Origin of the sequence: Sellimonas caecigallum, from assembly GCF_019754295.1 — a bacterium.
Lineage (GTDB): Bacteria > Bacillota > Clostridia > Lachnospirales > Lachnospiraceae > Sellimonas > Sellimonas caecigallum.
This window is the reverse complement of sequence record NZ_VIRV01000003.1, coordinates 29,025-53,026: the sequence shown is the minus strand read 5'-3', so window position 1 is coordinate 53,026 and position 24,002 is coordinate 29,025. Positions and strand designations below refer to the sequence as shown.

At 45.8% G+C, this 24,002-nt stretch carries 18 protein-coding genes; 16 read left to right on the top strand and 2 right to left on the bottom strand.

Features of this window, described 5'->3' with window-relative positions:
- Nucleotides 1-32: 32 nt before the first annotated feature.
- Complete coding sequence (locus FLB61_RS03640; protein WP_087201751.1) at nucleotides 33-515, top strand: hypothetical protein; 483 nt, start codon at nucleotides 33-35, stop codon at nucleotides 513-515.
- Here FLB61_RS03640 and FLB61_RS03635 read toward each other — a convergent pair.
- Complete coding sequence (locus FLB61_RS03635; protein ID WP_221919432.1) at nucleotides 490-1,488, bottom strand: DegV family protein; 999 nt, start codon at nucleotides 1,486-1,488, stop codon at nucleotides 490-492. The genes FLB61_RS03640 and FLB61_RS03635 overlap by 26 nt on opposite strands.
- Nucleotides 1,489-1,732: 244 nt before the next feature.
- Between FLB61_RS03635 and FLB61_RS03630 the strand changes: the two genes are divergently transcribed.
- The 15 genes from FLB61_RS03630 to FLB61_RS03560 all read left to right on the top strand — a co-directional run bounded on the left by FLB61_RS03630 (nucleotide 1,733) and on the right by FLB61_RS03560 (nucleotide 23,098).
- On the top strand, nucleotides 1,733-2,515 hold the full coding sequence (locus FLB61_RS03630) for a sirohydrochlorin cobaltochelatase (protein WP_087201755.1): 783 nt from the start codon (nucleotides 1,733-1,735) through the stop codon (nucleotides 2,513-2,515).
- Nucleotides 2,512-3,258 (top strand): precorrin-2 C(20)-methyltransferase, encoded by a 747-nt coding sequence (gene cobI, locus FLB61_RS03625; protein WP_221919431.1) that lies wholly within the window; start codon nucleotides 2,512-2,514, stop codon nucleotides 3,256-3,258. The genes FLB61_RS03630 and cobI overlap by 4 nt, the downstream gene beginning before the upstream one ends.
- A 6-nt stretch (nucleotides 3,259-3,264) precedes the next feature.
- Nucleotides 3,265-4,149, top strand: a complete 885-nt coding sequence (gene hemC, locus FLB61_RS03620; RefSeq protein ID WP_087209636.1) for a hydroxymethylbilane synthase — start codon at nucleotides 3,265-3,267, stop codon at nucleotides 4,147-4,149.
- Nucleotides 4,146-5,726, top strand: coding sequence for a uroporphyrinogen-III C-methyltransferase (cobA, locus tag FLB61_RS03615; protein WP_246599097.1), 1,581 nt, complete (start codon nucleotides 4,146-4,148; stop codon nucleotides 5,724-5,726). Before hemC ends, cobA begins: the two co-directional genes overlap by 4 nt.
- Before the next feature lie 80 nt (nucleotides 5,727-5,806).
- Nucleotides 5,807-8,788, top strand: coding sequence for a glycoside hydrolase family 2 TIM barrel-domain containing protein (locus tag FLB61_RS03610; protein WP_221919430.1), 2,982 nt, complete (start codon nucleotides 5,807-5,809; stop codon nucleotides 8,786-8,788).
- A 17-nt stretch (nucleotides 8,789-8,805) separates the two neighbouring features.
- A complete protein-coding gene (locus tag FLB61_RS03605) occupies nucleotides 8,806-9,831 on the top strand; it encodes a LacI family DNA-binding transcriptional regulator (RefSeq protein ID WP_221919429.1) in 1,026 nt (341 codons plus the stop codon).
- Nucleotides 9,832-9,837: 6 nt separating this feature from the next.
- Nucleotides 9,838-10,767 (top strand): DMT family transporter, encoded by a 930-nt coding sequence (locus FLB61_RS03600; protein ID WP_221919428.1) that lies wholly within the window; start codon nucleotides 9,838-9,840, stop codon nucleotides 10,765-10,767.
- 145 nt (nucleotides 10,768-10,912) lie between these two features.
- On the top strand, nucleotides 10,913-12,544 hold the full coding sequence (locus FLB61_RS03595; RefSeq protein WP_221919427.1) for a Na/Pi cotransporter family protein: 1,632 nt from the start codon (nucleotides 10,913-10,915) through the stop codon (nucleotides 12,542-12,544).
- Between the two features lie 208 nt (nucleotides 12,545-12,752).
- On the top strand, nucleotides 12,753-13,664 hold the full coding sequence (locus FLB61_RS03590) for a trans-4-hydroxy-L-proline dehydratase activase (protein WP_087209627.1): 912 nt from the start codon (nucleotides 12,753-12,755) through the stop codon (nucleotides 13,662-13,664).
- 4 nt (nucleotides 13,665-13,668) lie between these two features.
- The gene (hypD, locus tag FLB61_RS03585; RefSeq protein WP_221919426.1) at nucleotides 13,669-16,044 is read left to right on the top strand and encodes a trans-4-hydroxy-L-proline dehydratase; all 2,376 of its coding nucleotides are present in this window, start codon (nucleotides 13,669-13,671) and stop codon (nucleotides 16,042-16,044) included.
- 173 nt (nucleotides 16,045-16,217) lie between these two features.
- Nucleotides 16,218-18,656, top strand: coding sequence for a cation-translocating P-type ATPase (locus FLB61_RS03580; protein WP_221919425.1), 2,439 nt, complete (start codon nucleotides 16,218-16,220; stop codon nucleotides 18,654-18,656).
- A complete protein-coding gene (locus tag FLB61_RS03575; protein WP_221919424.1) occupies nucleotides 18,653-19,345 on the top strand; it encodes an anaerobic ribonucleoside-triphosphate reductase activating protein in 693 nt (230 codons plus the stop codon). Before FLB61_RS03580 ends, FLB61_RS03575 begins: the two co-directional genes overlap by 4 nt.
- Nucleotides 19,346-19,500: 155 nt before the next feature.
- On the top strand, nucleotides 19,501-21,603 hold the full coding sequence (locus tag FLB61_RS03570) for a ribonucleoside triphosphate reductase (protein ID WP_246599096.1): 2,103 nt from the start codon (nucleotides 19,501-19,503) through the stop codon (nucleotides 21,601-21,603).
- 50 nt (nucleotides 21,604-21,653) lie between these two features.
- Nucleotides 21,654-22,118, top strand: a complete 465-nt coding sequence (locus FLB61_RS03565; protein WP_246599095.1) for a MarR family winged helix-turn-helix transcriptional regulator — start codon at nucleotides 21,654-21,656, stop codon at nucleotides 22,116-22,118.
- A gap of 62 nt (nucleotides 22,119-22,180) precedes the next feature.
- The gene (locus FLB61_RS03560) at nucleotides 22,181-23,098 is read left to right on the top strand and encodes a serine/threonine protein kinase (protein WP_087201779.1); all 918 of its coding nucleotides are present in this window, start codon (nucleotides 22,181-22,183) and stop codon (nucleotides 23,096-23,098) included.
- 222 nt (nucleotides 23,099-23,320) lie between these two features.
- Here FLB61_RS03560 and FLB61_RS03555 read toward each other — a convergent pair whose 3' ends face one another.
- Nucleotides 23,321-23,956 (bottom strand): GntR family transcriptional regulator, encoded by a 636-nt coding sequence (locus FLB61_RS03555; RefSeq protein WP_087201781.1) that lies wholly within the window; start codon nucleotides 23,954-23,956, stop codon nucleotides 23,321-23,323.
- Nucleotides 23,957-24,002 lie beyond the last annotated feature (46 nt).

Genomic DNA, 24,002 nt, shown 5'->3' with positions numbered 1-24,002 from the left:
TCATATGGTAATAAAAAAAGGATATACAGAATATGGCATTTGTTTCCTATCAAAAAGTGACAGGGATCATCCAGAATATTCGAAACGGATCCTCGTGCTGTACGCTGATCGTATCGATCATGACACAAAACGGGACAGTAAATATGGCAGTATCCCAGGATACGATGGTCGTGGACTGCGTAAGGCTGCGCCCGGGGATGCGCGTAGCGGCTTTCTATGACAGCAATCTTCCGGTTCCGGCTATCTATCCTCCGCAGTACCAGGCTGAGATTATCACTCTCCTTCGGAGAAACCAGGAAGTAACGCTTCGCTATTTTGACGAGACACTGACCGCGGAAGACAACTCTCTTCGCCTTAATATTTCCCCGGGAACGAACATCGAGACGATCAACGGACAACGATTCCTCTGTGATCCGGGGAATTCGGATCTCCTTGTATACTATACGGCCACGACATTCAGCATTCCTCCGCAGACATCTCCGCAGAGGATCATTGTCGTCTGCCCTGCGCAGTAACATAAAAAGGTAGGCGGATGGAAAGGGGTATTTTCCGTCCGCCTGTACTGATTGCGTTATTGGAGAGACGGTTTTCGAAAACCGCCTTTTTTATTACACCAATCCCGATAGGAGTCGGGCCGGTGTGGACGCCGATAGTCGCGCCGATCTGACAAACAGGGAGTGGATCAATCTGATCAAAAGAGGAAGATAGTTTCTGGAGCAGCATGTCATGCAAAAGCTGGCCTTCTTGCTTCTCATGTCCGTATCCGATGATCAGACTGCATTCCTTGGGAGTGCACTGGTGGTCTTTAAAATACTGAATACAAAGGTCACAGAGTGACTCCAATGACCGGCGGCCCCTTTTGATGCCGGCAGAATGAATTTCCCCATCATAGAATGTGATCAGCGGTTTTACATTTAAGAGAGAGCCGGCAGTCTTTGCTACTTTTCCGATTCGCCCTCCGTGTTCCAGATGATCCAGTGTGTCCACAGTAAAAAAGATCCGGGCAGAAGGAATCAGATTCTTCATGCATGCTTCGGCCTGAAGGACGGACAATCCGCTGTCTCTCAGGCGGCACAGTACAAGGACGAAGATTCCCTGCATCAAAGTGGCAGCCATGGAATCCAGAACGACAACCTGGGTGTCCGGGTAGGTTTCAGACAGCATATCGCGCGCGATCTTGGCTGACTGGATACAAGAGCTTAATTTGGATGAAATGCACACACAGAAAATATCCTGGCCAAGCCGGGCTTTTTCTTCGAAGATGCGATAGAAATCTTCTGGTGAAGGTGCAGCCGTCTTCGGGTAGACACAAGGAAAGTCCACCATCCGCTGGTAGAAATCTGGAAGTTTTAGTTCCGCTCCTTCTTTTAAATAGTCTGTACCATTAAATGATACGAGAAAATGAACAATACGAATGTCCTTTTGGCGGAGGATCTCTTCCGGAAGATCGCAGGATCCGTCGCAGATAATGCTAAATTTCTGTTCCATTTACAACGCCTCCGTTTTTATTCCTATACTGATGTCGGGATCAAAGGGGGGCTCCTGACATTATGATATCATTGTAACAGTTCTATGCAAAAAAGGTAAGATTTTATTTGTTTTTGTGTGCGTAAAACCCAGGAATGGCCTGATTGACAGTGATTTTTCAAGATGGTATTATGAGAAAGAAAATGCGAGGGATGCTGACAGGCATCCCTGTTTGGTGTACGCTCATAATGGACAGGAGGCGAAGATGAAAAAAGCAATACTTGCAGTCAGTTTTGGAACGAGTTATCTGGATACACTGGAAAGGACGATCGGCGCCATAGAGCGGGAAGTGCAGGAAGCATTTCCAGACCGAAAAGTCTATCGGGCTTTCACAAGCGGCATGGTCCTCCGGAAGCTGAGAGAAGAGATGGGGATCCACATTATGGATGTGGAGGAGGCGGTGTTGGCCATGGAGCGCGACGGTGTGGAAGAAGTGTTTGTCCAGCCTACTCATATTATAAACGGATACGAATACGAAAAGATGAAAATTATGCTTCAGCCGTACAGAGCGAGATTCGTTCGTATGGAGATGGGAATGCCGCTTCTTTCTTCTGTGGAAGATTACAGTGAAGCTGTCCGCGCAGTCATGAAAGAAGCGGGACTGGAAAAGAACGAGACTCTTGTACTTATGGGACACGGAACCGAACATCACACAAATGCGGCGTATCCGGCTCTGGATTATATGTTCTGGGCAGAAGGATTCCGGAATGTGGTTGTCGGAACAGTGGAAGGATTTCCGAAAATCAGGGATGTCATACGCAAATTAAAAGAGCAGAAGGCGGAGAAACTGCTTCTCATGCCATTCATGATCGTAGCTGGAGATCACGCCAGAAACGATATGGCCGGGGAAGAGGAAGGATCCTGGAAATCCATGTTGGAAAAAGCAGGGTTTCAGGTACGGATATGCATGAAAGGCCTGGGAGAGATGGACGGGATCCGCAGAATGTTTGTCCGTCATTTGTCAGAAGCGGAGGAAAAGAAAAGATGAGAGGAAAATTATATGGAGTAGGTGTTGGACCGGGAGAGAGCAGCCTGATGACACTGAAAGCGGTACGGACGATAAAAGCCTGCGATATCATCGCTGTACCGGTGTCCGATCCAGGTCTGGAGATGCCGGTGTACGAAGAAGCGGGAGAGAAAACGTATGCAGGATATAAACAGGAATGTGTGGCATACCAGACAGCACTGCAAGAAGTACAGGAGATGCAGGAGCGAGGAGTTTTGTATCTTCCGATGCCTATGAGTAAAGAAAAAGAAAAACTGAAGGCAATCCACAATGCAGATGCGGACTGGATAAGAAAGGCGCTGGACAAAGGTCAGTCCATCGCTTTCTTGACACTTGGAGATCCGTCCATCTATTCTACCTATCTGTATCTTCATAAGCGGATATGCAAAGAAGGATACGAAGCGGAGATTATCCCCGGTATCCCATCTTTTTGCGCAGCTGCCGCAAGGCTTTCGATAGGATTGGCTGAAAACAAAGAGCAGATCCACATCCTTCCGGCATCTTATGGAGTGGAGGAAGGAATAAAGCTCCCGGGAACAAAGATATTGATGAAGGCAGGAAAGAAGATGCCGGCTGTGAAAGAAGCGTTGAAAGATGGACATCATCCTTTCTGGATGGTGGAAAACTGTGGAATGTCAGAAGAAAATATCTACGAAAGGCCGGAGGATGTACCGGATGATCCGGGCTACTTTTCTCTGATCATCGTGAAAAAACGGGAAGGGTAAGAAAAAATGGAAAGACAGATAAGGATTGGAAGCAGGGAGAGCATACTGGCAGTACGTCAGGCTCAGATCGTAAAAGAAGAGCTTCTGAAAGCCAGCCCGGGTTTGGAGATAGAAATCGTGACGATGAAGACAACAGGAGACCGCATTCTGGATAAAAGTTTGGAGAAAATCGGAGGAAAGGGACTTTTTGTGAAAGAGCTGGATTATGCTCTTTTGGAGGGAAAGATTGATCTGGCCGTTCATAGCCTGAAAGATATGCCTATGGAAATTCCGGAGATGCTTCCGATACTTGCGCTTACCAGGCGGGAGGATCCGAGAGATGTCATGGTTCTGGAGCCGGGTAAAAAAAGTCTGATTCCCGGAGATATCATTGGCTCATCCAGCAAACGAAGAACTCTGCAGGCAGGGAAACTGTACCCGGGATGTATATTCAAAAATATAAGAGGCAATGTACAGACTCGTCTTCAGAAGCTGGAGCAGGAAGAATACAATGCCACGATACTGGCGGCTGCCGGGCTTCGCAGGCTTGGAATGGAAAACTGTATAACCCGCATTTTTTCTATAGATGAGATGATTCCTTCGGCAGGGCAAGGAATCCTTGCGGTACAGGGAAGGAAAGGAGAGAAGATCCCGGGGATAGAATCGGTTGCTTGTCCGGACAGCATATGGGCGGCAAAGGCTGAGCGGACATTTGTCAGAACATTAGACGGAGGCTGTACTTCCCCTGTAGCTGCATTTGCCAAGGTCTGCGGCAATGAGATCTTTTTGCGTGGGCTGTATTACCACGAAGCGGCCGGGGAATATGTGACGGGATCGATATCCGGAGATACGACAAGAGGAGAAGCGCTGGCAGAGGAGCTGGCTAATATCCTGAAAGGAAAGTATGAATGATGGAAAAGAAAAGGATGGACGGGAAGGGATCAGAAAAGAAAGGAAAAGTCTGGCTTGCAGGGGCAGGTCCGGGAGACGCCGGGCTTCTCACACGGAAGACGGTTTCTCTGCTTAAGACTGCTGATGTGGTCGTCTACGATGCTCTCGTCAGTACCGAGATCCTAAGTATGATCCCGGACCAGACTGAGATGATCAATGTAGGAAAACGCCGGGATCATCATCTCGTACCACAAGAAGAGATCAACCGTATTCTTGCAGAAAAAGCGAAAGAAGGAAAGCAGGTGGTCAGGCTAAAAGGGGGAGATCCGTTTGTGTTCGGAAGAGGAGGAGAAGAGCTGGAATTTCTGGAATCGGAAAGGGTTCTTTTTGAAGTGGTTCCGGGGATTAGTTCCTGCACGGCAGTTCCGGCTTATGCGGGGATTCCGGTCACACACAGAGACTGTGCATCGTCCTTTCATGTGATCACGGGACATATGAAAAAGGGGAAAACGCCGGACATAGATTATGAAGCCCTTGTCAGGATGAACGCGACTCTTGTTTTTCTCATGGGAGTTACGGCTCTGGAAGAAATCTGCGAAAATCTGATCCGGTTCGGCATGTCTCCTGAAATGCCGGCAGCTGTCGTTTCAAACGGGACATGTAAGGACCAAAAAGCACTTACATCCACGGTAGCGCTCCTTCCGGAAAAGGTAAAGGAAGCCGGGATTGGAGCGCCGGCAGTCATCGTTGTAGGAAAAGTATGCACGTACGGAGAACGCTTCCAATGGATCGAAAAGCTTCCCCTGGGCGGCCGGCAGTACATTGTCACAAGACCTGGAAAGCAGAACAAAAGATTGGCTGAGCAACTTCGAATGCTTGGAGCTCGTGTTATCGAATGTTCCGCCATTTCCACAGAAGCATTGCAGTCTGAAGAGGAAAGAAGAAAGATACGGGAAGCATTGTATGGAATCAAAGAACGGATCGAAAGTCAGGAAACGAATGAGTGGATCGTCTTTACAAGCGCTGTTGGAGTAAAGGAATGGTTTATTTTCCTTGATGAGGAAGAAATGGATGTACGGAGCTTTTGGAAAGCGAAGTTTGCGGTCATCGGGAAAGGGACAGCGCAGGAGCTTAAGCATCATGGGATTCGTCCGGACTTGATACCGGAAATATACGAGGCAGGGGAACTTGGAAAACTTCTGGCATCCTGTGTGAAACCAGGAGATCATGTGACAGCATTTCGGGCAAGGGAAGCTTCCAAAGAGCTGTTTCCTCCAATCCGGGACGCCAAAGCCATATGTGTGGATATTCCGGTTTATGAAACGATCACAAGGATGCACGCGGAGCTGAAAGAGCGAATTTGTAAGCTGACCCGTGAGCAGCAGATTGACGCTGTTCTTTTTACAAGCGAGTCCACTGTAAGAGGATTTGCCAATATTTTTTCTGGAGAGGAGCAAAAGCAAATATTGTCTGACAGCTGCGCGCTTTGCATCGGGCGAAAAACCAAGGAGGAAGCAATGCGGTTCGGAATGAAGGCGAATATGTCTCGGGAAGCTACCGTGGACAGCATGGTAGAGAAGCTTCTGGAGACCACTTAGTATTGGTAAAAACCTTTATTTTTACTTAGTAAAATGGTAAAATCTATTTACTAAGGAAATCATAAAGGGAGGAAGACATCATGAAGAAAAGATGGGAAAATCAAAATCTTTGCGGTATCGGAAGGAGAGAGGCCCGGACGTCATTTTACCGGGATTCTCAGGAAATGATCAGTTTGAATGGAGAGTGGAGATTCCTGTATCTGGAAGCTCCGGAACTTTCCCCGCAAGGGTTTGAAAAGGCAAAGACAGACGAAGCCTGGGATACGATCGACGTTCCGTCAGTATGGCAGCTTCGGGGATATGACAGCATGCATTACACGGATACTGAGTATTTGTTCCCTCTGGATCCGCCGTATGTGCCCACAAAAAATCCTACGGGAATCTACAAAAAGACAGTATATCTTTCCAAGGAATGGACAAAACAGGATACGATCCTTAGATTCCATGGGGTGGACAGTGCGTTTGATGTGTGGGTAAACGGACAGTATGTCGGGTACAGCAAAGTCAGCCGGCTTCCATCGGAGTTTGATATTACGAACTATGTAAATGAAGGGGAAAATGATATCACAGTTCGTGTTTATAAATGGTCGGACGGAACATACCTGGAAGACCAGGATATGTGGTGGCTTTCCGGTATCTATAGAGATGTGGAACTCATCAATGAGCCCAAACAGGCGATTTATAACTGTGCGGCAGACGGAAGCCTCGACGAGAGTTTCAAGGATGGGATCTTCACGGCGGATATTACTTTGAAACAGGCAGAAGGGGAAGGAAATTATATCCTGGAATATAATGGAAATAAGGTAATGCAGGGAGATTTCCGCACAGATGATGGGACTGTTCATCTGGAAGAACGGATTCCAGATGTAAAGAAATGGACAGCCGAGACCCCGGAGCTGTATCTGCTCACGGTAACGGCAGGTCAGCATACGATCCAAGTGCGGATTGGATTTCGCAAGATTGAGATCAAGGATGGGAACTTCCGTGTCAACGGACAAGTTATTCTTCTTAACGGTGTAAATCATCACGACTACAATCCGAAGGAAGGACGATGTGTGACGTATGAGCAGGAGAAAAATAATATTATTTTGATGAAACAGCATAATATAAACGCGGTGCGCTGTTCCCATTATCCTGCCAATGAGTATTTTTATGATCTTTGCGACGAGTACGGACTTTATGTGATCGATGAGGCAGATTTAGAATGCCATGGATTTGAGCTGGTAAAAAATTACCAATGGATTACAGATGATCCGGCATGGGAACAAGCGTATGTGGACCGTAGTGTAAGGATGGTAAAAAGGGATAGAAATCATCCGAGTATTATCATGTGGTCCATGGGAAATGAGTCTGCGTTTGGATGCAATTTCCGAAGAGCGGCGGAAGAAATCCGCAAGCTGGATCCATCAAGGATGATCCACTATGAAGGAGACTATGAAGCGGAAGTGACAGATGTTTACTCTACGATGTACACAAGGGTCAAAAGATTAGAAGAGATCGCAGAGTCAAAAAGTAAAGGCGGAAAGCCCCATATACTGTGCGAATATGGTCATGCCATGGGCAATGGACCAGGAGGACTGAAGGCATATCAGGACATGTTCCGGAAGTTTAAAAGACTACAGGGAGGATTTGTTTGGGAATGGTATGACCACGGAATTTATGCTGAGGAAAATGGTAAGACATATTACCGTTACGGAGGAGATTATGGAGACTTTCCGACTAACGAAAATTTCTGCATCGACGGACTTTTGATGCCGGACCGTACACCTTCCCCGGGACTTTTGGAATACAAGCAGGTTATCGCACCGGTAGAGATCACGAAAGTTCCGGGGAAGAAGACGGAGATCCTTGTGAAGAACTACTATGACTTCCGCTCGCTTGACTGCATTGTCCTGAACTGGGCGCTGGAAGAGGACGGAATGCCGATACAGGAAGGGACAATCGATACCCTGCATACAGAACCTCATGGAAAAGAAAAGATGACAATTCCTGTCCAGCCATTTGAATTAGCGGAAAACAAAGATTATTATCTGAGAGTAAAAGCATGCCTGAAGGAAGATGAACTGTTTGCAGAAGCGGGACATATCATTTCTGATGTACAGTTTCTGCTTGAGATCCGAAGAGATGTCCTTACAGAGAGGGAGAAAAAGGAGAAACTTCAGATTTGGGAAGAAAGAGGCTTCCTTACCGTGGAAAATGAAGAGATCACGGCAAAATTCCACACGGTATTCGGAAAACTTTTGTCCATCGAAAAAGGCGGCAGAGTTTATCTGGCAGACGGTCCGGAGATGACGGTATACCGTGCGACGATCGACAATGACATGTATAAGAAACATGATTGGATGAATAAATGTTTTATCCAGACAGGAAGTGAACGGACGATTCACTTTGACTGCAAAGAGATGGAAGACAAAGTGGTTATTACCATCGGAAAATATTTCGGCTGTGTGAACCAGTCCTGGGGATTTGCGTGCGAGTATGAATACACTGTATTTAGCTCTGGCCAGGTGCGTGTCTCCATCGACGGAAAGACTGTGCAAAGAGGGAAAATGGAGCCGGAATTCCTGCCTCGGATCGGAGTGTGCATGAAGGCTTCAAAAGATCTTCAGCAGACAGTCTGGTATGGAATGGGACCAGGAGAAAGCTATCCGGACAGCAAGGCGGCGAGTGTGATGGGGATTTACAGAAATACGGTGGACGGTATGCATACGGACTATGTGTTCCCGCAGGAAAACGGACATCGGGAACACGTAAAATGGTTCGGTCTTTCCGACGGAAACCAGACGATGCTATGCAAAGCGGAGAGCGCGCTTGGGCTGAATATCGCAAATTACACAGATGAAAGCCTGGAAAAAGCAAGGCATCCTCATGAGATCAAGAAAAGCAGCCATGTGATCGTTCATCTGGATCGTCATCACTCCGGCCTTGGAAGCAACAGCTGCGGAGAAGAACAGCTGGAAGAATATAAGGTAAAACGCCAGGATTTTTCTATGACATTTACATTTTCCATTGTAGATGCGGGAAAAGAGATCAAAGAAGCTAGGAAACAATATCTGGATTAACAGGGAGAGGATCGATCATGGCAACAATCAGAGAAATAGCCGAGATGGCTGGCGTTTCTGTGACAACGGTGTCTCGGGTACTCAACTTTGATGACACGTTAAATGTGCAGGATGAGACAAAGAGAAGAGTGTTTGAAGCTGCTGACCGTCTGGAGTATCATATAAAAGACAGAAAAAAGAGAAAAAAGAAACTGAAACTTGGGATTTTTTGCTCTTACTCTCCGGAAGAAGAACTGGAAGATACATTTTATCTGTCGCTCCGGATTGCGGCAGAGAAAAAGATAGAAAGAGAAGGCTTTCAGAAGATCCAGATCGGCAGAGAGATCTGTCCGGAAGATGCGGCAAAGATCGACGGGATCATCTGTCTTGGAACCTTCAGCGAATCGACGGTTCAAAAAATCAGAGATCTTGACAGGCCTGCCGTATTTATCGACGCAAAAGGAGACCAGGAACTTTTCGATTCTGTCGTTGTAAATCTGACACATTCGGTGAAGAAAGTACTGGATTATCTCGTGGAGGAAGGTCATGAGAGGATCGCCTTTATCGGTGGAAGCGATATAGATTCGGACGGGAAAGAACTGGAGGATGCCCGGATGCCGATTTATTGTTCTTATATGGAGAAAAAAGGTTTTCTCCATGAAGATTATATCAGGATCGGAGGGTTCACGCCAAAGTACGGGTATCAACTCGGAAAAGAGCTGCTGGCGCTGAAAGAAAGACCGACAGCTATCTTCTGTGCCAACGACTCTCTGGCTGTGGGCTGCTATAAAGCTATCCAAGAGGCGGGTCTTCAGATACCTGAAGATATCAGTGTAGTGGGCTTTAATGACAGTTCCATGGCCAAGTACCTTGTGCCCCCGCTTACCACGGTACATATCCCTATGAATTTTATGGGAGAGCGGGCCGTGGAAGTGCTGTCAGAAAGAATAAGCACAAACCGTGAGACAAGCATGTGTATCGCAGTCTCTGCAAGATTGGTCATTCGGGAAAGTGTGAGCAAAGTAAAACAGAAAACTGAAATACGAATAGATAGGGGAAGATAAAAAGAGATGAAAACGCATAAAATCAGAAATTCGTTTTTTCTGTTCCTTACCGCTTTTATATGGGGGACAGCATTTGTAGCGCAGAGTGTCGGGATGGACTATGTAGGGCCATATACTTTTATCTGTGTCCGGTCTTTTATTGCAGGGATTGTATTACTGCCATGTATTGTGATTTTGCAGAAGATCAATCCAAAAGAAACTATTTCACGCACGAGATCTGAAAAGAAACGGTATCGCAAGACATTGGTCGCCGGCGGAGTTTTGTGCGGCCTGGCTCTTGGTGTGGCAAGCTGTCTTCAGCAGATCGGTATCCAGTACACGACGGTTGGAAAGGCTGGGTTTATTACGGCTTTTTATATCATCATTGTACCTGTTCTCGGGCTTTTTTTCGGGAAGCGCTGCAGATTGAATATATGGATCGGAGTGATACTGGCGCTTTTTGGACTTTACTTCCTGTGTATGACGGAAGGGTTTTCCATCGGATATGGGGATGCGATGGTGTTTTTCTGCGCCCTCGTTTTTTCCATACATATTTTAGTGATTGATTATTTTACGGAACTTGTGGACGGGGTAAAAATGTCCTGTATTCAATTTTTTGTGAGCGGAATCGTAAGCGGAATCGGAATGATTCTCTTTGAGAAACCGGATCCGTCCGCTATTTTGGCAGCCTGGCTTCCCATTTTGTATGCAGGTGTGCTCTCAAGCGGCGTCGGATATACACTCCAGATTGTTGGACAAAAAGGGATCAATCCGACAGTCGCCTCGCTCATTCTCAGCCTGGAATCGGTCATCTCTGTTCTGGCAGGTATGTTGGTTCTGGGGGAGACGTTGAACCAGAGAGAAATCATTGGATGCGTGCTGATGTTTGCCGCCATCATCTTGGCGCAAATTCCGGAAAAGAAAAAGACATTTTACAGCGATTTAACACAAAATTAACATAGATTTAAAAATGGATTGACACCGATGTTTCCCTTCATATAAAATGATAGATAGTGCGGCAAAAAGCCGCATTACAACTGCATAAGAAAAGACAGAATATCAAAAGAAACGAAAGGGAAGATTTTAGGAGGAAAATCAACAAATGAAACCAGAATATGTCTTTATGCTGCTTGGAGGGCTTGCACTTTTCCTTTACGGAATGCAGATGATGAGCAGCAATCTGGAAGCGGTAGCGGGCGACAGGCTGAAAGGGATCCTGGAGCGGCTCACTTCCAATCGTATCCTTGGAGTACTTGTAGGTGCTGTCATCACAGCGATCATTCAGTCTTCATCTGCCACGACAGTCATGGTAGTCGGATTTGTGAATTCGGGGCTCATGACACTTCGCCAGGCAGTATGGATCATCATGGGAGCCAATATCGGAACGACCATCACAGGTCAGCTTGTGGCTCTTGATATCGGGACGATAGCGCCGCTCTTTGCTTTTATCGGTGTTGCCATGCTGATGTTTTCAAAAAACAGAAAGGTACAGAACATCGGAAGCATCATCGCCGGATTAGGGGTACTCTTCATTGGCCTTGGTCTGATGAGCGACGCGATGATGCCGATGAGAGAATCAGAAGCATTTGTATCACTTTTGACCAAATTCTCTAACCCGCTGCTTGGTATACTGGCAGGTGCTATATTTACGGCTGTCATCCAATCATCTTCGGCCTCTGTCGGTATTCTTCAGGCGCTTGCTATCAGCGGACTGATCGATATCAACAGTGCAGTATTCGTCCTGTTCGGGCAGAATATCGGTACATGTATTACGGCGCTGATTGCGTCGGTAGGAATGAACCGGAACGCAAAGAGGACGACGGTCATCCACTTTATGTTTAATGTGATCGGAACGATCATTTTTGTGGCAATCACATTGACAACGCCGTTTGCTTCCTTCGTGGCAAGCTTTACACCGGGAAATCCGGCAGCACAGATTGCAAACGTCCATACGATTTTCAATATTGTCACGACTATTGTTCTGATTCCGTTCGGAACAGGACTTGCTGCACTGGCGGAGAAGATCCTTCCGGATAAAAAGCAGGAAGCACATCTGGACGAGGAAGTATGGCTCAAGGAGATGATGAATACCCAGCATGTTCTCGGATCTTCTGCCATTGCGGTTAACAGCCTGATGGAAAATGTCGGCACGATGTTTACATTTGCAAAAGAAAATGTCCTCAAAGGATTTGACATGATATTAAGCGGAGACGTCAAAGGATTTGAGGAAGTGGAAGAGAAGGAAAATCAGATTGACCTCTATAACATTAATATATCAAAACGTCTGTCCAAAGTCCTCACAGTGGAGCATGCACCTGCCGAGACAAAGAAATTAAACAGTATATTCAAGATGTCCGGAAACGTGGAGCGTGTCGGCGATCACGCGATGAACTTTGCAGAACACGCGGCAATGATGAAAGAAAGAAAACTTTCCTTGTCCCAATCTACGATCGAAGAGCTGAAAGAAATGCGGACACAGTGCGAAAAAGCATTCGAGAGGCTGGAACTTTCAGAGAATGCGGACAGGACACAGATGCTTGTGGATGCAGTAAGTTTTGAGCGGGCAGTGGACGATATTACCGAACGTTGCAGGAACAACCAGGTAGAACGGATTCACAGCCATGCGTGCGATATTGAGAGTGCTGTGCTGTACTCCGAGATACTGATCGACTATGAAAGAATCGGAGATCATATCCGCAATATTGCGGAGGCTTATGCCGAGCAGGATTTATAGAAATGATAAATGGATAAAACCACCAAAAAAAGAAGGGTGGTTTTATCCATTTTTGCTGAAATGAGAAGAAAAGTATTGATAAAATATTGACGAACAGAAGATTGATTGTTATAATTGTACCAAAGTTTGAACTTTAGTCTATAACTTACAGGACGGCATAAAAGCCGCCCAGCTGAAAGAGAAGGAAATATAAGAGAGGGGAGAAAACATGACTCCACTGGTAACGAATATTCAGAAGTATTCCATCCACGATGGAGACGGAATCCGCACGAGCGTATTTTTTAAAGGATGTCCGCTGAAATGTACGTGGTGTCACAATCCGGAGACTCAGAAATATACCAATCAGCTTTTGACAAACGAGTCGAAATGTACCGGGTGTGGATACTGTGCAGAGGAATGCCCGGAACATGCCATCCGGATAGAAGGCGGAAAAGCGCTGACGGATCAGAAGGCATGCATATTGTGCGGGAAATGCACAGATGTTTGTCCGCAGAATCTGCGTGAGATGGCGGGAAAAACATATACGGTCAAAGAGCTCGTAAAAGAATTGAAAAAAGACGAGATGTTTTACGAGGAATCCGGCGGAGGTGTGACTTTGTCAGGCGGAGAGGTTCTTGCCAATGATATGGATTATATGGAAGAGCTGGCAAGAGAGCTTTATAAATCCGGCATCAGCGTGACGATCGATACATGCGGATATGTACCGTACAGCCATTTTGAACGGATTCTTCCGTACACGGAAACATTTCTGTATGACATCAAATCCATGGATCCTGAAAAGCACAGGAAGTACATGGGAGAGGATAACCGGCTGATCTTGGAAAACCTGGAGAAGCTTAGTAAAGACGGGGCACGGATTTACATCCGGATCCCGACGATCAAGGAAGTAAACGGAACAGAAGAAGATATGCAGGCGGTAATCGATTTCCTGTTGGAAAAGAAAATCCGCACACCGCAGGTCAATCTGCTTCCATATCACAATACAGGTTCCAGTAAATATGAAAGACTTGGAACAGAATATGAGGGGAAAAATTTAAGTGCCCCATCGAAAGAAGAGATGGAGCATTTCGTAAAGATGTTCCAGCAGGCAGGCTTTCACAATACCAAAATAGGAGGTTAAAATCATGGAAGAAAGAGGTATGAACGCCAGAATCAAAGCACTCAGAAAACTGAGCGAGAACACGCAGGCACACATCGACATGGAACGTGCAAAGAGTGAGACAGAAACTTACAAAAAATACGAAGGGAATCTTTCTATTCCGGAACTTCGTGCCCAGGTATTAAAAGACTACTTTGCAACAAAGACACTTTACATCGGAGATGGAGAACTCATCGTAGGAGAAAAAGGCGATGGCCCGTGGGCTGCACCGACATTCCCGGAACTTTGCTGCCACACAGTAGAAGACATGCATGTCATGAATGACCGTGAGCTCATCAGCTTCAAAGTAAAAGATGAAGATTACAAATTCCAGGAAGATGTCATCATCCCATACTGGGAAAAAAGATCCATCAGAAATAAGATCCTGAACAATATGACGCAGGAGTGGAGAGACTGCTACGAAGCAGGTATCTTTACAGAGTTCATGGAACAGAGAGGACCGGGACATACAGTAGGTTCTGTAAAAATTTATGAAAAAGGATTCCTGGATTACAAAGAAGATATCCAGAAAGCAATCGACGCACTGGATTTCCAGAATGATCCGGATGCATTTGACAAGAGAAACCAGCTCCGCGGAATGTCCATCGCATGTGACGCGGTTATGGTTCTTGGAAAACGTTACGCAGAATATGCAAGAGAACTTGCAGAAAAAGAGACAGATGAAACAAGAAAGGCAGAGCTTCTTCAGATCGCTGCAAACTGTGATGTCGTACCGGCACACAAACCGCAGACATTCTGGCAGGCTATCCAGATGTACTGGTTTGTACACTTAAGTGTAACAAGCGAATTAAATCCGTGGGATGCATATTCACCGGGACGTTTCGACCAGCACCTGAATCCGTTCTACGAAAAAGACGTGGAAGACGGAATCCTGGATGACGAGAAAGCACTGGAACTTCTGGAATGTCTCTGGGTAAAATTCAACAACCAGCCGGCACCGCCGAAGGTAGGTATCACACTGAAAGAGTCTGGAACATACACAGACTTTGCAAACCTCAACACAGGAGGAATCACACCGGACGGTAAGAATGGTGTCAACAACGTAAGTTATCTGATCCTTGACTGTATGGATGAAATGAAGCTTCTTCAGCCGAGTTCAAACGTACAGATCAGCCGCAAGACACCTCAGAAATTCCTGAAACGTGCATGCGAGATCTCCAGAAAAGGATGGGGACAGCCGGCATTCTATAATACAGAAGCAATCATCCAGGAACTCCTGAATGCAGGAAAGACTCTGGAAGACGCAAGACGCGGCGGTACAAGCGGATGTGTTGAGACAGGAGCATTCGGAAATGAAGCGTACATCCTGACAGGATATTTCAACCTGCCTAAGATCTTTGAGATCACACTCAACAATGGATTTGACAAACGTACAGGAAAACAGATCGGTCTTGCTCTTGGACACGCAACAGAATTTGAGACATACGAAGATCTTTTCGAAGCGTACAAAAAACAGATCAAACACTTCCTTGACATCAAGGTACAGGGAAATAACGTGATTGAACGTATCTATGCAGAGTACATGCCGGTTCCGTTCCTTTCCATCATCACAAACGACTGTATCTCCAAAGGAAAGGACTACAATGCAGGCGGAGCAAGATACAATACAAAATATATTCAGGGTGTTGGTATCGGTACGATCACAGACTGTCTGTCTGCTGTGAAATACAATGTATTTGACAAAAAGACAATGACGATGGCAGAACTGATGGAAGCCCTGGATGACAACTTTGAAGGACATGAAAAGACTCTGAATCTCGTTAGAAATAAAACTCCGAAATACGGAAATGACGACGATTACGCAGATGATATCATGAAGGAAGTATTCAGCTACTATCAGCAGGAAGTATCCAGACGCCACAATACAAACGGCGGTATGTACCGTGTAGATATGCTTCCGACAACATGTCACGTATACTTCGGAGAAGTTATGGGAGCAAGTGCAAACGGACGTCTTGCAGAAAAACCGGTATCCGAAGGAATTTCTCCGGAAAAAGGAGCAGATGTAAACGGACCGACAGCGGTTGTAAAATCCTGTGCAAAGATGGATCATCTTCAGACAGGCGGAACACTGCTGAACCAGAAATTCACTCCGAATGTAGTGGCAGGAGAAGAAGGACTCGATCAGATGGCAAATCTTGTAAGAACATATTTCAACATGGATGGACATCACATTCAGTTTAATGTCATCGACAAGCAGACACTGATCGAAGCACAGAAACATCCGGAAGACTACAAAGATCTGATTGTGCGTGTAGCTGGATACAGCGATCACTTCAGAAACTTAAGCAAAGCGCTTCAGGATGAAATCATCGAAAGAACAGAACAGAGCTTTAACTAATCAAATTAGTTTGAACAGTTAGTATGTTCCCCACAGGAATACACAATACTTCAGTATTCCTGCGGGGACTTTTTTTAATCAATTCTTAATATTGTTTTTATAGTTTTTTGGGAAATGGGGCGTATAATGAGATTTATACGAAAGAAAAAGACGAAAAACAACGGAGGGAACAGATGCTGAGAAGAATGGCCGAGAGATGGGACGAGACAGAAGAATACGATGTGGACAGGATCCCGGTGGACAGGTTAAAGCCGGATTGCTGCCAAGGTCTGAACGATATGCAGGTTCGGGAAAGGAAAGATAAGGGATGGAGGAACATTCCGGTGGATCCTCCGGCCAAGACGACCAAAGACATCATAAAGGATAATGTATTTACCTATTTTAACTTGATTTTTGTGATCCTTGCAGCACTTTTGATCGTAGTCGGATCTTTCCGTGATCTTACTTTTATGCCGGTTGTGATCATCAATACGCTGATCGGTATCATACAGGAAGTCCGGGCTAAAAATGTACTGGAAAAGATGTCGATGCTGAATGCGCCCCGGGCGATGGTCGTGCGAAATGGAGAGCAGAAAATGATCGATGTGGAGGAGCTGGTTTTGGACGATATCGTGATCTTCAAGGCCGGAAATCAGATCTGTGCGGATGCTATTGTGGAGTCGGGAGAAGTCCAGGTCAATGAGTCTCTCCTGACAGGAGAAGCAGATGAGATCACGAAACACAAAGGCGACGTACTCATGTCAGGCAGCTTTGTCGTTTCCGGGCAGTGCCGCGCGCGTCTTGATAAAGTAGGAGCGGATTCGTATATATCCAGGCTGACGCTGGAAGCAAAGGCCATGAAGGAAGGAGAACAGTCGGAGATGATCCGTTCTCTGGACAAACTCGTCAAAGGTGTGGGGATCGTCATCATCCCGATCGGCCTGATTTTGTTTTCCCAGAGCTTTTTCCTTAACGAGGAAAGCTTTCGTTCCAGCATCACAGCCATGGTGGCAGCAGTTGTAGGGATGATCCCGGAAGGGCTTTATCTGCTTGCCAGTGTGGCGCTGGCAGTAAGCGCCATACGGCTTGCAGGACAGAAAGTCCTTCTTCACGACATGAAGAGTATCGAGACTCTGGCCAGAGTCAACGTGCTTTGTGTGGATAAGACCGGGACTATCACGGAAAACACGATGAAAGTCCAGGGGCTGAAAGCTTCCAAAAACTATGACAAAGAAAAAATGCCGCCGTTAAAAGAGCTGATCGGAGATTTCGCGGCAGCTATGAGCAGCGATAATATTACTATGGAGGCTATCCAGGCCCATTTTCAGGAAAAGAGCGGCAGAGAGCCGGTAAAAGTCACACCCTTTTCTTCGGAATTCAAATACAGCAGCGTGAGCTATGAAGATACCGCGTACGTGCTCGGGGCTCCGGAATTTGTTCTGCGGGAAGACTATGAGGAATACGAAGAGGAAATCAGCAAATACGCTGGAAAAGGATACAGGGTTCTTGTATTCGGAAGCAGTGAGGAAAAGCCGGACGGAAAAGCGCTGAAAGGAAAGGTAATTCCACTTGCATTTATCATGCTTGCAAATCCGATACGAAAAGAGGCAAAGCAGACATTCGCCTACTTTGAAGAGCAAGGTGTGGAAGTCAAAGTTATCTCCGGGGATAATCCGGTTACGGTTTCGGAAGTAGCAAAAAAGGCAGGAATCGCACATGCAGAGAATTATGTGGATGCATCTGAATTAAAAAGCGAGAAGGATATATCGGAGGCGGTGCTGAAGTATTCTGTCTTCGGACGTGTGACGCCGAGCCAGAAAAGACAGTTTGTCAAGGCGTTAAAGGAGGCAGGCAGGACGGTAGCTATGACAGGGGATGGTGTAAACGATGTGCTGGCCTTGAAAGATGCCGATTGCAGTATTGCGATGGCTTCCGGCAGCGATGCTGCTGCCCAGGCATCTCAGCTTGTCCTTCTGGATTCCAATTTTGCGTGCATGCCTTCCGTTGTTCTGGAAGGACGGAGAGTTGTCAACAATATACAGCGGTCCGCCAGTCTTTTTCTGGTCAAGAATATTTTTTCCCTGCTGCTTGCACTGTTCTCCGTAGTATTTATGATCACGTATCCTCTGGAACCATCCCAGGTATCCCTGATCAGTATGTTTACCATCGGAGTCCCGGCATTTTTCCTTGCCTTGGAACCGAATAAAAATATGATTCAGGGGCACTTTCTCACAAACGTGTTTCTGAAGGCATTGCCGGCAGGACTTACGGATGTGCTGGCAGTCGGTGCGCTTGTCGTGTTCGGACAGACGTTTGGAGTTGATCAAAGTGACATTTCCACAGCTGCAACGATGCTTCTGGCTATCGTCGGATTTATGATCCTCTTCTCTATCAGCAAGCCGATGAACAAGATCCGGACAGCTGTGCTGGCAGGATGTGTGGTTGCGCTTCTGTTTTGCAGTACGGTGTTAAATCAGCTGTTTGCCATTACCGGCATGTCCGCAAAATGCATTATGCTGTTTGTCGTATTTTCCATCGCTACAGAGCCAGTGCTCAGATACCTGACCTTGCTTGTTGGAAAGATTCGGGAAGTATACGGAAAAGTAAAAAAGAAAAGGAATGAGAAGATATGAGGATACAAGGATTACAAAAACTGACCCTTCTGGACTATCCAGGAAAAGCAGCCTGTACGATCTTTACAGCAGGGTGCAATTTTCGGTGTCCGTACTGCCATAATGCATATCTGGTCACACAGACCGAATCTCACGATGATATAGATCAAGAAGAGATTTTTGCATTTCTGAAACGCAGAAAAGGGATTCTCGATGGAGTTTGCGTAAGCGGCGGAGAACCGCTCCTGCAGAATGGTCTGGAGGAATTCCTGAGACAAATCAGGGAGATGGGATATGCGGTCAAGCTGGACACAAACGGAAGCTTTCCCGAGCGTTTGGATCGGTTTATCGAACAGGGACTTATCGACTATGTTGCTATGGATCTGAAAAATTCGAGGAAGCATTACGGACAGACAATCGGTGTACCGGGATTTGATATCCGTCCCATCGAAGACAGCGTGGATATTCTGATGGAAGGGAGAATCCCGTACGAGTTTAGGACCACCGTCGTAAGAGAGTTCCATCAGCGGTCAGATTTTGAGGAGATGGGACTTTGGATACGGGGAGCAAAGCGGTATTTCCTCCAGCAGTTTGAGGACTCAGGCAATCTGATCCGTCCGGGACTTCACAGTTATGACCGTTCCATATTGGAACAGGCTTTGGAAATCGTGAAAAAATATGTTCCCCAGGCGGAACTAAGAGGAATATAGGAAAAATCAAAAGACAATATATAGTGTTTGTTTTAAGGTTAAACCGACAAAAACAACTATATATTGTCTTTTGCATTGACACTGAATATGCGCAGTGGTACAATGAAACCACTGACGGAATAACAGGCAGAAAAGAGAAAGAAGGGATTGGGCAGATGTATCAGGTAGTAAAAAGAGACGGACAGATCGCTGAATTTGATATCGCCAAGATCAGTGGAGCTATCCGCAAGGCGTTTGAAGCAGAAGAGAAGAATTATCATCCGAGCATTATCGATATGCTTGCTTTAAAAGTAACGGCAAACTTTGAACCAAAGATTTGCAATGGAAAGATCAAGGTAGAAGAGATCCAGGACAGTGTGGAGGAAGTGCTCGTGCAGGCGGGGTATGCGGATGTGGCAAAAGGATATATCCTGTACCGCAAGCAGCGGGAGAAAGTAAGGAATCTGAAGTCTGCCGCACTGAACTATAAGGAGATCGTCAATAATTACCTTCAGATCAACGACTGGAGGGTAAAGGAGAATTCTACGGTCACATACTCGGTGGGAGGACTTATCCTCAGCAATTCCGGAGCCATCACGGCAAATTACTGGCTGACAGAGATTTATGACAAGGAAATAGCACAGGCCCACAGAAATGCAGATATCCATCTCCATGATCTCTCTATGCTGACCGGCTACTGTGCAGGATGGTCCTTAAGACAGCTGATCCAGGAAGGTCTGGGAGGGATTACAGGCAAGATTACATCTTCCCCTGCGAAACATCTGAGTGTGCTTTGCAATCAGATGGTCAATTTCCTCGGCATCATGCAGAATGAATGGGCTGGCGCACAGGCATTTTCTTCCTTTGATACGTATCTTGCGCCGTTTGTCCGCACGGATAACTTAAAATACACCGAAGTGAAAAAATGCATCGAATCTTTTGTCTATGGAGTAAATACCCCGTCTCGGTGGGGGACACAGGCCCCGTTTACAAATATCACTCTGGACTGGACGGTTCCGGATGACTTGAGGGATAAGAAAGCCATTGTAGGCGGAAAAGAAATGGACTTTACATATGGAGACTGCAAAAAAGAGATGGATATGGTCAATAAAGCCTTCATCGAAGTCATGATCGAAGGGGATGCCCAAGGGCGAGGATTTCAGTATCCGATCCCGACATACTCGATCACGAAGGATTTCGACTGGTCTGAGACGGAGAACAACAAACTGCTTTTTGAAATGACATCCAAGTATGGTACGCCGTATTTCTCCAACTATATCAACAGTGATATGGAACCGAGCGACGTGAGAAGTATGTGCTGCAGACTCCGGCTTGATTTGCGGGAACTGAGAAAGAAAGCGGGCGGCTTCTTTGGAAGTGGGGAAAGCACAGGATCCATCGGAGTGGTAACGATCAATCTTCCGAGGATGGCATACCAGTCAAAAGACGAACAAGATTTCTTCAGGCGCCTTGCCCATATGATGGATATTGCAGCAAGATCGCTGCACATCAAAAGGGAGGTTATCTCCAAACTTTTGGACGAGGGCCTCTACCCGTACACAAAACGATATCTCGGTGGATTTGGAAATCACTTCTCTACCATCGGTCTGATCGGCATGAATGAGGCGGGATTAAATGCCAACTGGCTGAGAAAAGATATCACGCATAAAGAAACGCAGGAGTTTGCAAAGAAAACATTGAATTTCATGAGAAATCGGCTCTCCGATTATCAGGAACAGTATGAAGAGCTATTTAATCTGGAAGCAACGCCGGCAGAATCTACGACTTATCGGTTCGCAAAACATGACCGGGAGCAGTTCCCTGACATTATCACGGCAGCGGAAGGGGATGGTACACCTTATTATACGAACAGTTCCCATCTTCCTGTCGGATACACAGAAGATATTTTTGACGCGCTGGATATCCAGGACGAACTGCAGACACTCTACACGTCCGGAACGGTGTTCCACGCATTCCTTGGCGAAAAACTCCCTGGATGGAGAGAATCCGCTATCCTTGTGCGGAAAATCGCGGAAAATTACGAGCTTCCGTATTACACGATATCTCCGACGTACTCCATCTGCCAGGAACACGGATATATCAACGGAGAACATTTCTCCTGCCCGCACTGCGGCAAAAAGACAGAAGTGTACAGCCGGATTACAGGTTACTACCGACCGGTACAGAACTGGAATGACGGAAAACTCCAGGAATTCAAAGACAGGAAAGAATATATTATCGAGAAATCCGTTATGAAAAAGGAGAAAAAAGCTGTATAGATGCTGAGACTAGCTCTATTGATATATGTCCGAAAACGGATATAATAAACATGCACGAAAACGGACAAGAGGGAGATAAATCTATGCATTACTTAACGTCGGAGAAATATACCTATTTGGCTGGAGAGATCAATGCTCTGTACCACGAGGCCGCCGTAAAGATGGGCGTTTCAGACAGCGTCCAAAATATTTTGTATGTAATTTGTGAAAAAGGGGATCGGTGTCTGCAAAGTGACATTAGTAAGTTGACCGGCATAAGCCGACAGACAATAAATTCTGCGATCCGCAAATTGGAAAAGGACGGAATCGTCTATCTTGAGCAGGGAAAAGGACGGAACACGATTGTTTGCCTGACTGAAAAAGGAAAGCAATTTGCATCTGAGAAGATCTATCCATTATACGAAATTGAAAACAAAATTTGGAATGAGTGGACAGCTGAAGAGCAAGAGCAATATTTACTGCTCACGCAAAAATATCGTGATGCGCTGAAGAAGTATTTAAATGCGATTTTGTGATACAGTGTCCATAGCAAGAAGCAAATAAAGGAAAGAAGGAACGTTTAATATGGAGGGAACCAGTGGTAGGTTATAAATTCGATGATATTGAATTTCATTTAAAAGAAGCATGTGATGTTTCGTGGCTTCGTGAATTTGGAAAAGTGTTTGCTGTTTATGATCAAAATGATTCTGGAAATATCAGTTTTGGAGTTGACAACGGCAAGGAAAAGTTTTTTATCAAGGTGGCTGGTTTAAGTACGATGGAATCCGCGCAGACAAAAGAAGAGGCGGTAACTGCGCTGAAAGCGGCGATGCCGGTATACGAGAACATCAGACATAAGAATCTGATCGATCTTGTCAGACATTATGCTTTCGGGGATATGTATCTGGCTATATTTAAGTGGGTCGAGGGAGAATGTCTGTTTGATCACTGGAATTTTGAAAAATATGACAGAGATCCGGAAATCATACCGCCTGCCAAGCGTTTCAAACAATTGCCTATTACGAAGCGGCTGAACTCTGCCGATGTATTATTTTCTTTTTTGGACGCGGTCTCAAAAAAAGGATATGTCGCGGTAGACTTCTATGATGGCAGTATCATGTATGATTTTGAAAGTGATACTACCACCATTTGTGACATCGATCTGTTTCGAAAAAAACCTGCTGCAAATGACATGGGGAAAGACTACTGGGGAACCAAAAGGGTCAAGGCACCGGAAGAATATTGTTACGGAGCTGTGATCGATGAAGCAACCAATGTATATACACTGGGAGCAGTGCTTTTTAACAGTTTTTTTGGTCATTATACAGATCAGGAGATACGGCAGATGTATGAAAAGAGTGCCTTCATGCCTTGTCCGCTCTCAAAATGGGAGTTAAATAAAAAAAGTTATGAGGTTGTGTCAAAAGCTGTTTCGAAGAAACGATCCGAACGGTATTCTTCGATACATGAATTTTATATGGCATGGAAGGAAGCATTAAAAATCGTATTCTTTTGAGGAGGCAATACGAACTGCCGAAGCCGTGCCGCCATCGCCATAGGACAGACGCTCCATAAAGTCATTTGATAGCTTGCTGAGAGGGGCAGTAACCGTATGGAGCCGTCATCCACAAGGATAATTTTTGCAGGTGGTGTTGTTTGGAAACACAAAGAATAAACTGCTTCAACATCTTTCGTAATACAACACTGAGCATCTGCAAGCATGATTTATATCCTCCTATCATTTTTTCAGCGCACTGCTTTTCCCGATCATGAAATGGTCGCCCTTCAGGATGTCATACGCTTTTTCATAGTTGTTTTTTCGCATATAGCGGATCATTTTTTTGAGATTTTCATTGGCCTTCTCGATATGAAGGCCATTTTTTACGGAATAGAGCCCCATGCGAATGACTTCGTTGAGGTTATTTTCATAGATCCGGTTTATGCGGTCGTTTTCGAAAATGCTCACGATCTCCATGTGCATCTTGGTATCGGCAAGCTCCCACTGGAAGATGTCGTCGGAGGCTGCGCACATGCGGACAACTTTCTCCTCGATACGGTAGGAGAATTCTTCCGCCCTCCCGGTTTCGAAGATCATGCGGAAGGCAGATCCTTCCAGAAGTTCCCTGAGCTGGTAGATTTCGTTGATATCCTTGTCTGTGATCTCGGCCACGATCATGGAGCGATAGTAATCGCGAGTGATGAGTCCTTCCGAGTGGAGCATCTTAAGTGCTGTCCGGACAGGGTTGCGGCTCATATTCAGCTCTTCAGTAAGCATGGCTTCGGTAAGCTGCATGCCTGGCGGATAGGAAAGAGTCAGAATGTTATGTTTGATCTTTTCGTAAGCCTGATCGGCCAGAGAGATTTTTTCGGCCATTGGTGTTCTCCTTTCGGATACAAATATCAAAAATAGGATCTTGTAT

Bases quoted from the DNA above. Each gene is read 5' to 3' on its own strand.
- FLB61_RS03640 (WP_087201751.1), top strand. From the start codon at position 33: ATGGCATTTGTTTCCTATCAAAAAGTGACAGGGATCATCCAGAATATT.
- FLB61_RS03635 (WP_221919432.1), bottom strand. From the start codon at position 1,488: ATGGAACAGAAATTTAGCATTATCTGCGACGGATCCTGCGATCTTCCG.
- FLB61_RS03630 (WP_087201755.1), top strand. From the start codon at position 1,733: ATGAAAAAAGCAATACTTGCAGTCAGTTTTGGAACGAGTTATCTGGAT.
- cobI (WP_221919431.1), top strand. From the start codon at position 2,512: ATGAGAGGAAAATTATATGGAGTAGGTGTTGGACCGGGAGAGAGCAGC.
- hemC (WP_087209636.1), top strand. From the start codon at position 3,265: ATGGAAAGACAGATAAGGATTGGAAGCAGGGAGAGCATACTGGCAGTA.
- cobA (WP_246599097.1), top strand. From the start codon at position 4,146: ATGATGGAAAAGAAAAGGATGGACGGGAAGGGATCAGAAAAGAAAGGA.
- FLB61_RS03610 (WP_221919430.1), top strand. From the start codon at position 5,807: ATGAAGAAAAGATGGGAAAATCAAAATCTTTGCGGTATCGGAAGGAGA.
- FLB61_RS03605 (WP_221919429.1), top strand. From the start codon at position 8,806: ATGGCAACAATCAGAGAAATAGCCGAGATGGCTGGCGTTTCTGTGACA.
- FLB61_RS03600 (WP_221919428.1), top strand. From the start codon at position 9,838: ATGAAAACGCATAAAATCAGAAATTCGTTTTTTCTGTTCCTTACCGCT.
- FLB61_RS03595 (WP_221919427.1), top strand. From the start codon at position 10,913: ATGAAACCAGAATATGTCTTTATGCTGCTTGGAGGGCTTGCACTTTTC.
- FLB61_RS03590 (WP_087209627.1), top strand. From the start codon at position 12,753: ATGACTCCACTGGTAACGAATATTCAGAAGTATTCCATCCACGATGGA.
- hypD (WP_221919426.1), top strand. From the start codon at position 13,669: ATGGAAGAAAGAGGTATGAACGCCAGAATCAAAGCACTCAGAAAACTG.
- FLB61_RS03580 (WP_221919425.1), top strand. From the start codon at position 16,218: ATGCTGAGAAGAATGGCCGAGAGATGGGACGAGACAGAAGAATACGAT.
- FLB61_RS03575 (WP_221919424.1), top strand. From the start codon at position 18,653: ATGAGGATACAAGGATTACAAAAACTGACCCTTCTGGACTATCCAGGA.
- FLB61_RS03570 (WP_246599096.1), top strand. From the start codon at position 19,501: ATGTATCAGGTAGTAAAAAGAGACGGACAGATCGCTGAATTTGATATC.
- FLB61_RS03565 (WP_246599095.1), top strand. From the start codon at position 21,654: ATGCACGAAAACGGACAAGAGGGAGATAAATCTATGCATTACTTAACG.
- FLB61_RS03555 (WP_087201781.1), bottom strand. From the start codon at position 23,956: ATGGCCGAAAAAATCTCTCTGGCCGATCAGGCTTACGAAAAGATCAAA.